Source organism: Psychrobacter celer (genome assembly GCF_016107555.1).
In the GTDB taxonomy this organism is placed as follows: domain Bacteria; phylum Pseudomonadota; class Gammaproteobacteria; order Pseudomonadales; family Moraxellaceae; genus Psychrobacter; species Psychrobacter celer.
This window is the reverse complement of the sequence record NZ_JABASU010000003.1, coordinates 1-11,971: the sequence shown is the minus strand read 5'-3', so window position 1 is coordinate 11,971 and position 11,971 is coordinate 1. Positions and strand designations below refer to the sequence as shown.

Sequence of the window (11,971 nt, the reverse complement as noted above, 5' to 3'; positions counted from 1 at the left end):
TATTAAGCTGCTCAAGATATTGAGCAGCTTAAAAAAAGACCTCTAACTGATTAGAGGTCTTTTTTTATTGAGCACTATATTTTATTGAGTACCATAAGCACCGCTCTTAGGTAGAAATCTTTTTATACTTCATACGCTTAGGAGTAGCATCATCACCCATGGTCTTTTTGCGATAGGCTTCAAACTCAGAGTAGTTACCATCGAACCATACAGGGCCTTCTTCTTCGAACGCCAAGATGTGGGTGGCGATACGGTCAAGGAACCAGCGATCATGCGAGACCACCATGACGGTACCAGGGAATACTTGAATCGCATCCTCTAGCGCACGCAAAGTTTCGATATCCAAGTCGTTTGACGGTTCATCAAGCAGCAAGACGTTAGCGCCCTGCTTTAGTGTCTTAGCCAATTGCAAGCGGTTACGCTCACCACCTGATAGCTGTCCGACATGCTTTTGCTGGTCTGAGCCTTTGAAGTTAAAGCGGCCAATATAAGCACGGCTTGGGGTCTCATAGTCGCCTACCTTGATGATATCAAGGCCATCTGATACTTCTTCCCAGACGGTTTTGTTATCGTCCAAGTTGTCACGTACCTGACCAACATAGGCAACCTTGACACTCTCGCCCAGCTCGACTGAGCCAGTATCTGGGGTATCACGCTCGGTAATCATGTTAAATAGCGTGGTTTTACCCGCACCGTTTGGCCCGATGATACCGACGATGGCGCCTGCTGGCACGTTAAAGCTGAGGTTTTCATAAAGCAAACGATCACCAAAAGACTTGGAGATATTGTTGACTTCGATGACCTTGTTACCCAGACGTGGACCAGGTGGAATATAAATCTCAGCGGTTTCGTTACGTTTTTGGAACTCAGTTGAGTTTAGCTCCTCAAAACGCTGCACACGAGATTTGGACTTGGCTTGTTGGCCTTTTTGATTTTTACGAATCCACTCAAGCTCTTTTTTCAGTGCTTTGGCAAAAGACTCTTCTTGCTTTTGCTGCTGCTCAAGACGGTTGTTCTTTTGCTCGAGCCACTCAGTATAGTTACCCTCATAAGGATAGCCATGGCCACGGTCCAGCTCCAAAATCCACTGCGCAACGTTGTCTAAGAAATAACGGTCGTGAGTAATGGCGACGATGGTACCACTGTAGTTTTGCAAGAACTGCTCAAGCCACGCGACAGATTCGGCGTCCAAGTGGTTGGTCGGTTCGTCAAGTAGTAGCATATCAGGGCGTGACAATAGCAGACGGCATAGCGCCACGCGGCGTTTTTCACCACCAGATAATTTGCTGACATCTGCATCCCATGGCGGCAGACGTAGCGCATCAGCGGCTTTTTCGAGCTGGGTATTTAGGTTATGAGCGTCCCACGCTTGGATGATGTCTTCCATCTTGCCTTGCTCTTCGGCCAGCTTATCAAAGTCGGCATCGGGCTCTGCGTATTCGGCATAAATCGCATCCAAACGCGCGAGCGCATCTAACGCCTCACGCATACCGTCTTCGACGTTACCACGGACGTCTTTGCTGTCATCAAGCTGTGGCTCCTGCGGTAGGTAACCGACTTTGGTACCTGTTTGCGCGCGCGCCTCACCACTAAACTCAGTATCGACACCTGCCATGATACGTAGCAAGGTAGACTTACCCGCACCATTGATACCTAGCACACCAATTTTGGCACCAGGGAAAAACGATAGGTTGATGTTTTTTAGAATCTCACGCTTAGGCGGAACAAGTTTTGACACGTTGTTCATCGTGTAAATATATTGAGCCATTAACACTCCGATAGACTGCATAGACAAGGCGTGACAGTCGCACTTTGCACGGATGCTCAGTGGGCTGCGCCTCAAAAATCAGGGTTGTAAATTGTCTGCCATTATCGCATTGTGGCGCATACCCTGCAAGCGAGTAGACGGCTTTCGTGCCTTTTCTGCTAAAGTATTGGATTAATTGGTGAAATATGCCAACCTTATCGAGTTTTTTGCCGACCTCAACGAGCCTTGACGATTTTGATAAGGGTAGGCTATCGTAACATTTACCCTATCCACGATTACTCGAAAGTGCTATAAATCTACTCGCAGGCAGCGCATAATAAGGCATAACGTATTTGGGCAGATAATAAATAAACAATGCCGCCATCTATCATAGATCTAGAGCCTTTTTATAAGAAACATTGATCTAGGGCTTTCGTATAAGAGCCACTGTCTAAATACCCTCAACCTAAAGCTATCTGATAAAACCAACAACGGAGTATATGATGAGTACACAGGAATTTACTGCAGACCACGCCCCAACCATCACCCACAACGAGTCCGCAAACCGCTTTGAGACCACCATCGACGGTCATACAGGCTATATCAGCTATCAGGAGCGCGACGACAAGCTGGTGTATGACCATACCATCGTGCCAAAAGAGCTAGGCGGCCGTGGTCTTGGTACAGCACTGGTCAAGCATGCTCTCGACTATGCCCGCGCTCATGATAAAAAGGTGGTGCCGCAATGCTCATTTGTCGCCTCCTACATCAATAGACGACCTGAGTATCAAGACTTAGTATAAAAAATTTGGTATAAAATACTTGATATAACAGACTGTTCGCCAGTCAGCTGCGTCATCGTTCTTTTTAATAAACCAAACCACATAACAATAAAGGTTATTAATATGAGTAGTTTATCTGACAAACAAATCAACCTACAGTTAGAAGATCTGGCAGGATGGCAACGTGACGGCAATAGTATCGTCAAGACCTATCACTTTAGCGACTTTATCGAAGCCATGAGCTTTATGAATCAAGCCGCTTTTCATGCGGAGGCGCTCGAGCATCACCCTGAATGGCGTAATATCTACAATGTGGTAGAAGTGCGCTTGACCAACCACGATACCGGTGGCATCTCAAGCTTGGATATCCGTTTGGCCAAACGCATGGAGCACATCATTCAGCCCAAACGCTTATAAGCGCTATCTGGTAGACAAACACAGCAGCCAAAAAAAGTCCTCGATTCAAATCGAGGACTTTTTTTACCAAATATACTCAAGTATCTTGCCTGTATATTTAAACTTACCTGCATATTTAAAATAGTTAAACATCTTAGCTGCTTAACTGCCGACTACATACGGCGGCTTACAAATGCGACGATAAATAAAATCACCGCCAATGCCAATAAAATATACGCAAAGTTTGCTGATAAGCCTGCGACACCGCCGAAGCCCAAGAAACTTGCTAACAATGCGATAACGGCAAAAATAATAGCCCAGCGAAACATAATCTTCTCCTTGAATGCTCATCAAAACCAGATCGCAGATCTGTCTGCTATCCCTTCTCATACTCATTAATTGTTGTTTTTTTATACCTATTACAACGACTTACGACCATAGATTAGCAACATTTGTCGCCAGACAACGTTCATTTTGGTAATAATATCGGTGGATTATGTAACCTTTGTAGCAAATCTTAATACTCGCCAAATCTTGTTTTTATTTATGAAGATTGTGTGTAGCGACAGTTGGTGTTTTATAAGTCACGCTTTTTTTGTCCATTAAATCTGTTATAACCCCTCATAGTGACCCACTAAAAAGCAGCTAGGCGCAGTATGAAGGACACGCCCTAGTCATCAGCCTTGCTCTCACATTTTTATATAATCAATTGAAAATAAAACTGTTATATAAGCTTAAACGCGCTACTGGTATAAATTTTACTTGTGTGCTGCCCTCCCAGAGGCTGCGCAACCTACGTTTAAAAATAGCATCCCAGTAGCGCTATATTCTTTTTAGAGGGCATCGGCTATAGGGAACTGACTGTCGCAACCCAACCATAAAATGACTGCCAGTACTGCACTTGACCAGATAATCATTGAGCAAAAGTTGCTATGATGATGGTAGCTACGATAATGAACGAGCCGCTAAAAACAACCATTCATATAAGGAAGAGAGTTATGGATACCAATACGGATACGACCAATCACACCGCTGCAAACAACACTGAAAAACGACCTTATGCGGTCGTGCTCTATGGGGCGACCAGTTTTGTCGGGCAAATCACCGCTCATTATTTGACCCATTTTTTGTCAAATGCCAAAAACAAAGACGGCTCTAATGTCACATGGGCCATCGCCGGCCGTGATGAAGCAAAGCTAAACGACTTGCAGTCCAAACTTGCCAGCAAAGTCGACACCATCATTGCCAATAGTAACGACGCCGCCAGCCTCGATGCGATGACCAAACAAACCCAAGTCATCATCTCAACCGTCGGCCCCTACCTCAAGTACGGCGAACCATTGATCAAGTCTTGTGCAGAAAATGGCACCGATTACGTCGATCTGACCGGTGAAGCCATCTTTATCAAAGACATGATGGATAAATATCAGGAGATGGCAAAGCAAAGTGGCGCTCGTATTGTCAACTCCTGTGGGTTTGATTCTATTCCTTCAGATTTGGGGGTTTATTTTACTCAAAAGCAAGCCGAAGAGAGATTTGGTGAGACATGCGATGTCATTCATATGCGTGTCAAGGCGGCAAAAGGTGGGCTTTCTGGCGGCACTATTGCCTCAATGGCAACGATATTTGAAGAAGTCGGAGAAGACAAATCGCGCCGCAAGCAAGTGGCCAACCCTTATTTGCTAAACGATGATAAAGACGCGCCAAACGTACGCCAAGACAACATCAGTAAACCAAAATACGACAGCGAGCACAAACGCTGGCTTGCGCCCTTTGTCATGGCCAGTATCAACACCCGTATCGTCCATCGCACCAACCAACTGCTCGGCTATGAGTACGGGCGTCAGTTTAAATATGATGAAGCGATGTGGATGAAGGATGGCGTCAAAGGTCAACTATCGAGCCATGCGATGAGCGCAGGCTTATTTGGATTTGCCACAGCGATGATGATCAAACCCAGCCGTGAGCTACTATCTAAGCATGTGCTGCCCAAGTCAGGCTCTGGCCCTTCTAAAGAAGAGCAAGAAAACGGCTACTTCGATATTCGTCTGTTTGGTCAAACCACTGGCAACCAGACCATCAATACCAAAGTCACCGGCGATAAAGACCCAGGTTACGGCAGCACTTCGCGTATGTTGGCACAGGCCGCTCTTTGCTTGGCACAAGATATCAGCAAAGACGATGTGGCCGGTGGATTTTGGACGCCAGCCGCCGCGATGGGCGATAAGCTTATCGCTCGCCTTGAGGAGCATGCCGGCCTTCGTTTTGAAGTAGTCGATGCCTAACATTATTATCATGGGTAGATGAGGGACTGCATCACATTCATCCCAGTCGTACTGTACTTATTTTATAGCAGATCGACTATAGTCTCTGACCGTGTCTTATTTATAAGGTGCGGTTTTTTATGGCAAAAATTTTAGAAAATGTAGTGAAACATTAGATGACAAATCTGGGCGGCTGTTAATAAATACAACTCGTCAGTGAACCCCCTGCCCCAGAGGCACAAATTGCGGTCACTGAAGCGCGCAGCGTAGAGCCTGTCGTCGTCGAAACAACGCGTGTGATACGTCCAGCCAAGTACAGCGTCAAAGAAGTCATTATCGCTCCAGACGATCAAATCAAACGCGTCAATACCACTCAAGGCACGGCAATCGCCATCGAAGATAGTGCCAATCGCGCTGTGATTGTGGGCGCAGAGGCCGATGCTGACGTCCTTGATAACACAGAAATCAACCAAACCTTCCCTGTGGTTCGCGTTCCTGATGCTGACGAGATACCTCAGATAACAAAAGAGGTAAATGAATAAAGGATTGGCATATAACCTGTTTTAAATACGCGCTCAAAGCGCCAAAAAACGAAGACAACCAAAGACAAGCTGGGATAGATATTGTCGCAAATGTATTACCAACGTTTCATAATGTCACAAGAAAACACCAAGCTGTTAGAACCTTAATGACTTTACTACTGAAATACCGGCCCTAGAGCTGGTATTTTGCGTTTGGGAATAATAACAAGATCGTATCAGCACATAAGGTAGTGACTAAAAGTTCACCATCTTATGCGCGGATTTGTGGTTTTGTACATAATCATCTTATTATATTTTGGAGTTTTATTATGAAAAACACGGCTTTATCACTACTTATGGGTGCGACGCTTATCTTACCAACCATGGCGATGGCAGCCCCAGTCAACACAGCAGAGGTGACCCCAGCGGATAAACTGGCCGAACCCGCAGACAATACCTTACAAGCTGAAGTCGAAGGCCCAGATGGTGAGTTACTGGCCACTCAACCTGGCGCTGTAGAAAGTGAAGAGGCAGTTGCTATCACAGATGCAGCAGCCATGAAGGTGGCGACTAACGAAGCTACTGAGGAAGAAAATGATGCAATGGCAGCGGCTGGCATGCAACCTGCGCAAACCGAGCAGCCTGCACCAGCACTCAACATGCAGCACAGTGATGCAAACTATCAGCCACTATTGGCAGGTGAAGGCGCAACCGACGAAGAAGCTGCCAACACAGAAATCACATTACAAGAAAAGAAAAAAGACAAGCGTGGTGAGCTACTCGCAACGCAGCCTGCGGATGTCGAGTTTAAAGAAAATCGCCGTATCGCTATCGCACGCTAAGATTTGGGCGCAATAATAGCGTCTCGATAATAGCAGCGCCTCAATTATAGCGTCGCTAACAAACAGCATAAACACAGATAGTATTTTGCCTAGTAAGGCACAATTGATACAAGCGTATGATACAAAAAAGGCAGCCCAATGGCTGCCTTTTTCTATTTTTTATAATACTGATTATTTTTTGCTTTTGGTCACGCCGGCTTCTTGTAGCAGTGCGCCCAAAGTCCCCATTTTAGCTGGTGCGTCGGCTTTTTGAGCCTTGCTGCGGTTAGAGGCACTGTCATTAGCTTGACGATGGTCACGCGGTTTTGTTGCACGCTTATCCGCTGGGCGCTTGTTGTTTGGACGATTGCTGCGCGGGCGGCTCGCTTTTTCATCACCACCAGTATTGCGGGTCGCAGGCTTGGCGGCTGGCCGCGCTGATTTTTCTGCTTCAGGCTTCATGCTAAAGCCAATACGGCCACGTTTTTCATCAATGGAGATGACACGTACCGAGACGATATCGCCTGGTTTGACACGGTTCATCGGATCAGCGACAAAATCATTGGCCATCTGCGAGATATGTACCAGCCCGTCTTGATGCACACCGACATCCACAAAACACCCAAAGGCGGTGACGTTGGTCACCACGCCTTCTAGCTGCATGCCTTCGCTTAAGTCTTTAATGCTATTGACGTCTTCACGGAAGTTAGCGGTCTTAAACTCAGGGCGTGGATCGCGCGCAGGTTTTGCTAGCTCTTCAATGATGGCTTTTACACTGACATTGTCGTCATTGGCCGCCAGTGCTGTGGTATCAATGCTATTTAATACACCATCATTACCCAGCACCTCTGGCAATGCTTTACCGGTTTGCGCCAGCAAGCTATCAACCAGCGCGTAGCTCTCTGGATGAACGCCTGTCGCATCCAGCGGGTTGCTGCCACCGTGGATACGCAAAAACCCTGCCGCTTGCTCAAAGGTCTTGACCCCGAGGCGTGGCACGTTTTTGAGGGCTTCACGGCTATCAAAAGCGCCGTGCTCTTTGCGGTAAGTCACGATTTGCTGAGCGACGTTTTTGTTTAGACCAGCGATATGCGCCAAAATAGCAGGACTGGCGGTATTCACATCAACACCAACCGCGTTCACACTATCTTGCGTGACTTTATCAAGGCTGTCGGCCAATTGGTTTTGGTTGACATCGTGCTGATATTGACCCACGCCAATGGCTTTTGGATCGACTTTGACCAGTTCAGATAGCGGATCTTGCAAGCGACGGGCGATAGAAACCGCACCGCGTACCGAGACATCTAAATTAGCAAGCTCATCACTGGCAAGCTCACTGGCAGAATAAACAGACGCGCCTGATTCATTGACGATCACGGCTTTGGCTTTTAATTCAGCGTTGGCGGCCAAAATCTCTTTGATCATCGCATCGGTTTCGCGGCTGGCCGTACCATTACCGATAGCCACCAAATCAACCCTATAAGTGCTTAATAACTCATCGATGATTTTTTTGGCTTCATCCATCTTATTATCAGGAGCAAACGGATAGACAGTCGCCACCACAGGCTTGTCTTTATTATCTAACATGACATGACCTTGGGCATCGACAACTGCCATCTTCACGCCGTGACGAATACCTGGATCGACACCCAAAATCACCTTGCGGCCAGCAGGTGCAGCCATGAGTAGATGCTGTAAGTTACTGGCAAACACTTCAATTGCATCGGCCTCAGCGGTCAGACGTTTTTCGGTCAATAAACGATGCTCGATATGCGGGCGCCATTTATCCTTCCAGAGACTGGTCGCCGCCGCCTGCAAAAACTCACGACGGGCAGCAGGCGCTTTGGCATCGATATCAAAATGACTGATGATTTTTTCGATAAAGGGAGCGTCTTCGCCATCAATCTTTAGGCCCAAGACGTTTTCTTGGCGGCCACGCAGCATCGCAAGCAGGCGATGATTGGGCAGGCGCGCTAGGCTCTCACTGTGCTCAAAGTAGTCTTTGAATTTTTCGCCCACTTCGCGTTTTTCGTCACTGGCGACAGTCGATACGATGCTCGCTGTCTTTGCAAAGCCATTACGCAAGTTATCAAGCAAATCCAGCGCTTGCGTCCATTCATCAACGATGATGGCTTGTACGCCCGCCAGTTGTTTGTCTAGATCACCAAAGTCGACCTCTATCTCATTACCCTTGTCATCAGAGATACTGGCTGGCGCCTCATAATCTGCCAATGCATCAGTTGGGGTAATCTCTTGGGTCAACAGCGCTTGTGCCGGTACATCCAAACCGGCGGCGCGGGCTTTGGCCGCAGGAGAGCGGCGGCGCGGACGGTATGGCAGATAGATGTCTTCTAGCTCAAGTTTCGATGTCGCATTGTCAATGCGCGCCTGCAGCTCATCTGTCAAGTTGCCTTGCGTGCTGAGCAGTTCAGTGATCTTGAGGCGGCGGCTGGCCATGTCACGCTCATAGTTGAGCGATTTTTCTAGCGCTCGCAGCTGTGCATCGTCAAGATTTTGCGTCTTTTCTTTACGGTAACGGGCGATAAACGGAACTGTCGCGCCTTCATCATAAAGTTTAACAAACGCATTGACTTGAGCAGTCTTAATGCCAAGCGCGCGAGCAAGCTTGTCGTGAATATTCGCGTGTGTGGTTGCATCCAAAACCTGTGTATTTGTCTGGGTTTGAGATGGCGTTAAGGTATCAGTGCTACTCATATACGTATCAATCGTTGAGAAATGTAGTTTTGCATTATAGCAAAAGCTGCATGAATAAAAATCCTTTTTATCTTTTTGCGCTTTTGCCTATATTTTATGGCCGATATCGCCTTTTATCCTTTCTGTTTCGGCGTTGTTAAACAAACGCATACAGCATTTATCCTGATGGGTGATGCAATTGCTGGTGCAATCTTATACACTAAAGTATCAGCGGCGCTGTTTGGTGGTGTCTTGCAGCGTGAATCTTTAAGTCTGACTATTTTGTATCGCTTACCGCCGCTACATAACCTTGTGTGCTTCTATATTTAGAAAGCTATAGTCGAACCCAAATAAATCAGATATATAGCTATCAAGTCACTCAAAGAAACGGTGTTTTTATATTGGATTGACTATAAGGCATATTAAGAGGGAACTTTGTTGTTAGATAGTTTTTTAGATAATTTTTTAGACAGTTTTTAATCACAGAGCAAATAATGATAAGGGTGTTGCTTAGCGCAATTTATGCGTAACACCGATAATGAATGTTCATAATAATTTTTATAAGAGGATGCCTGTATGACAGATAATAATAGCCCAGATACTTTGACTCAGCGTATTTTGGTCGTCGATGACGATGCCCGCCTGCGCTCTTTGTTGCAGCGCTTTTTAGAAGACGATGGTTTTGTCGTGCGCACCGCCCATGATGCCAGTCAGATGGATAAGCTGATGCAGCGCGAGTTGTTTTCGTTGGTGGTGCTTGATTTGATGCTTCCTGGTGAGGACGGCATTAGTATCTGTAAGCGCTTGCGTGAAGACAATGCCGACATCCCTATCATCATGCTCACCGCCAAAGGCGGCGACGCTGATCGTATCGCTGGCCTCGAAGCAGGCGCTGATGACTACTTACCAAAACCCTTTAACCCAAAAGAGCTGCTGGCACGTATCAAAGCGGTACTGCGTCGTCAAAACCGTGAGCTGCCGGGTGCACCAAGCCATCAGCTAGAAGTGGTAGAGTTTGGACCATGGACGCTTGATTTATCAACGCGTACGCTCAAACGCGACGGCAATGTCGTGACTTTGACGACAGGCGAGTTTTCCGTCCTAAAAGCTTTGGTGCAACACCCGCGCGAGCCATTGACTCGTGACAAGCTTATGAATTTGGCGCGGGGCCGTGAATGGGGGGCGATGGAGCGCTCTATTGATGTACAGGTCTCACGCCTGCGCCGCTTGATTGAGGACAATCCGTCACAAGCGCGCTATATCCAGACGGTATGGGGCGTGGGTTATGTGTTTGTACCAGATGAGGCAGAAGCCGAAACCGCCAAGAGTGAATAGCTTTTGACTGATCTAATTCCTTTTAATATAGGCCGTGTTTGGTTACTCACAAACACGTGCCAATATGATGAGCATACCTGTGAAAAACCCAATTATTTTTCAAAACATACCCTGTACCTTAGTGACAGGGTTTTTGGGTGCTGGCAAGACGACCCTCATCAATCACTTACTGACTACCAAACCGACCGAGCAGCGCTGGGCGCTCTTAATCAATGAGTTTGGTCGTATCGGTATTGATGGTACGCTGCTAAAAGGTGCTGATTGGTGGCAGGCGGCGCAAGAGACGATCGCGGTACGAGAGGTCAGCGGCGGCTGTATTTGCTGTACCAGTCAGCGACCCTTACAAATCGCCATCAGCCGCCTACTCAGTGAGCACAAGCCGCAGCGTTTGCTCATCGAGCCGACCGGACTGGCTCACCCTCGCGAGCTCGTCCAGCAGCTGAGCGAGCCACATTGGCAAACTGCCCTACAGATGCAAGCGGTACTCACCGTCTTAAATGCCAAACAATGGCAGCAAGCCAAATATCGTGAGCATGAGGGCTTTGCGGTGCATGTGCAAGAGGCCGATGCACTGATTATCAATCGTTGCGACCATCTAAGCGCCGACGAAATACAAGCGTTACAAGCATGGATAGCCACACTGAATCCGCACGCTATTATCATTTGGGCGGCACATGAGCCTGCTGCGGCTGTTAGTCATGACAGCGATCATAGCGATAATCCCGATAACAGCAGCAATGGCAGCAGTGACAAAAATGACGCGCTGTCAGCCTATATCGCCATGCTACGCGAGCAGTTGACCAAGCCCAGTCAGGTCTTAAACCGTCAGCACAAGGTTGCGCTTGGGCCATTGGCCAAATCAGCACTTCGCATGCCATTGCAGGGTAACACTTCTGCCGTCTCTGCGTTGGGCGCTACTACCTTGGCTGGCAGTAGCGCCCAGAATAATACCGATAACGAGCTGCCTTATCGTTATCACGAGACACAGCAAGACCTGCTCTTGGCCGGTTGGCGACTGCCAGCGCATTATGTGCTGCCCGCAGATACCTTACAAAGTTGGCTGCTGAGGCTACCAAACTGGCAACGCATCAAAGGCGTGGTATACACCTCGGATGGTTGGTTGCAGCTGAACTTCACGCCTGATAGCCTAACTACCCGTACAGTCGGTGCGCAGAGCGATAGCCGCTTGGAGGTCATTTTGCAAGGTACTGACAATGGCAGCAATGATGGCGCTGACCATACGCCTGTCGCTATCGACTGGCAAATCTATGATCGTCAGCTTATGGCAATGGTCGTGGCACTAGGGTTGCAAACAGTTAAATAAAACATATACAAACCTACCTATTTATTACTATTATAGATAGATTATATCTATAATATAGAGAGCAAGTTATGGGGAAACTGGTTAGTA

General features: G+C 47.4%; 11 protein-coding genes. 8 read left to right on the top strand and 3 right to left on the bottom strand.

What is annotated here, in order from left to right:
• Positions 1-106 precede the first annotated feature (106 nt).
• A complete protein-coding gene (gene ettA, locus JFC05_RS02525; protein ID WP_198335638.1) occupies positions 107-1,768 on the bottom strand; it encodes an energy-dependent translational throttle protein EttA in 1,662 nt (553 codons plus the stop codon).
• Positions 1,769-2,250: 482 nt separating this feature from the next.
• On the opposite strand from ettA, the gene JFC05_RS02520 reads away from it, so the two are divergent.
• Both JFC05_RS02520 and JFC05_RS02515 read left to right on the top strand, forming a co-directional pair.
• Entirely contained in the window at positions 2,251-2,550 is a 300-nt protein-coding gene (locus JFC05_RS02520; RefSeq protein ID WP_198335745.1) for a GNAT family N-acetyltransferase, read from the top strand.
• Between the two features lie 102 nt (positions 2,551-2,652).
• The gene (locus JFC05_RS02515) at positions 2,653-2,946 is read left to right on the top strand and encodes a 4a-hydroxytetrahydrobiopterin dehydratase (RefSeq protein WP_192995764.1); all 294 of its coding nucleotides are present in this window, start codon (positions 2,653-2,655) and stop codon (positions 2,944-2,946) included.
• Positions 2,947-3,098: 152 nt separating this feature from the next.
• Here the strand turns inward: JFC05_RS02515 and JFC05_RS02510 are convergent, their stop codons facing one another.
• Positions 3,099-3,254, bottom strand: a complete 156-nt coding sequence (locus tag JFC05_RS02510) for a DUF1328 domain-containing protein (RefSeq protein ID WP_011512513.1) — start codon at positions 3,252-3,254, stop codon at positions 3,099-3,101.
• 669 nt (positions 3,255-3,923) lie between these two features.
• On the opposite strand from JFC05_RS02510, the gene JFC05_RS02505 reads away from it, so the two are divergent.
• From JFC05_RS02505 to JFC05_RS02495, 3 genes are all read left to right on the top strand, one after another.
• Positions 3,924-5,210, top strand: a complete 1,287-nt coding sequence (locus tag JFC05_RS02505; protein WP_198335637.1) for a saccharopine dehydrogenase family protein — start codon at positions 3,924-3,926, stop codon at positions 5,208-5,210.
• Between the two features lie 275 nt (positions 5,211-5,485).
• A complete protein-coding gene (locus tag JFC05_RS02500; RefSeq protein WP_198335636.1) occupies positions 5,486-5,731 on the top strand; it encodes a hypothetical protein in 246 nt (81 codons plus the stop codon).
• Positions 5,732-6,039: 308 nt separating this feature from the next.
• A complete protein-coding gene (locus JFC05_RS02495) occupies positions 6,040-6,552 on the top strand; it encodes a hypothetical protein (protein WP_198335635.1) in 513 nt (170 codons plus the stop codon).
• A gap of 171 nt (positions 6,553-6,723) precedes the next feature.
• Here JFC05_RS02495 and JFC05_RS02490 read toward each other — a convergent pair whose 3' ends face one another.
• Positions 6,724-9,246, bottom strand: coding sequence for a Tex family protein (locus JFC05_RS02490; protein WP_198335634.1), 2,523 nt, complete (start codon positions 9,244-9,246; stop codon positions 6,724-6,726).
• A 96-nt stretch (positions 9,247-9,342) separates the two neighbouring features.
• On the opposite strand from JFC05_RS02490, the gene JFC05_RS02485 reads away from it, so the two are divergent.
• The 3 genes from JFC05_RS02485 to JFC05_RS02475 all read left to right on the top strand — a co-directional run bounded on the left by JFC05_RS02485 (position 9,343) and on the right by JFC05_RS02475 (position 11,884).
• Positions 9,343-9,555 carry a hypothetical protein gene (locus JFC05_RS02485; protein WP_198335633.1) on the top strand — a complete coding sequence of 71 codons (213 nt, stop codon included), beginning with the start codon at positions 9,343-9,345 and terminating at the stop codon, positions 9,553-9,555.
• Positions 9,556-9,801: 246 nt separating this feature from the next.
• Positions 9,802-10,560: an osmolarity response regulator transcription factor OmpR gene (gene ompR / locus JFC05_RS02480; protein ID WP_198335632.1), complete on the top strand. Its 759-nt coding sequence runs from the start codon at positions 9,802-9,804 to the stop codon at positions 10,558-10,560.
• Positions 10,561-10,627: 67 nt separating this feature from the next.
• Positions 10,628-11,884 carry a CobW family GTP-binding protein gene (locus JFC05_RS02475; protein WP_198335744.1) on the top strand — a complete coding sequence of 419 codons (1,257 nt, stop codon included), beginning with the start codon at positions 10,628-10,630 and terminating at the stop codon, positions 11,882-11,884.
• Positions 11,885-11,971: the final 87 nt, after the last annotated feature.

Coding starts and splice junctions, on each gene's coding strand:
- ettA (WP_198335638.1), bottom strand. CDS start 1,768: ATGGCTCAATATATTTACACGATGAACAACGTGTCAAAACTTGTTCCG.
- JFC05_RS02520 (WP_198335745.1), top strand. CDS start 2,251: ATGAGTACACAGGAATTTACTGCAGACCACGCCCCAACCATCACCCAC.
- JFC05_RS02515 (WP_192995764.1), top strand. CDS start 2,653: ATGAGTAGTTTATCTGACAAACAAATCAACCTACAGTTAGAAGATCTG.
- JFC05_RS02510 (WP_011512513.1), bottom strand. CDS start 3,254: ATGTTTCGCTGGGCTATTATTTTTGCCGTTATCGCATTGTTAGCAAGT.
- JFC05_RS02505 (WP_198335637.1), top strand. CDS start 3,924: ATGGATACCAATACGGATACGACCAATCACACCGCTGCAAACAACACT.
- JFC05_RS02495 (WP_198335635.1), top strand. CDS start 6,040: ATGAAAAACACGGCTTTATCACTACTTATGGGTGCGACGCTTATCTTA.
- JFC05_RS02490 (WP_198335634.1), bottom strand. CDS start 9,246: ATGAGTAGCACTGATACCTTAACGCCATCTCAAACCCAGACAAATACA.
- JFC05_RS02485 (WP_198335633.1), top strand. CDS start 9,343: ATGGCCGATATCGCCTTTTATCCTTTCTGTTTCGGCGTTGTTAAACAA.
- ompR (WP_198335632.1), top strand. CDS start 9,802: ATGACAGATAATAATAGCCCAGATACTTTGACTCAGCGTATTTTGGTC.
- JFC05_RS02475 (WP_198335744.1), top strand. CDS start 10,628: ATGAGCATACCTGTGAAAAACCCAATTATTTTTCAAAACATACCCTGT.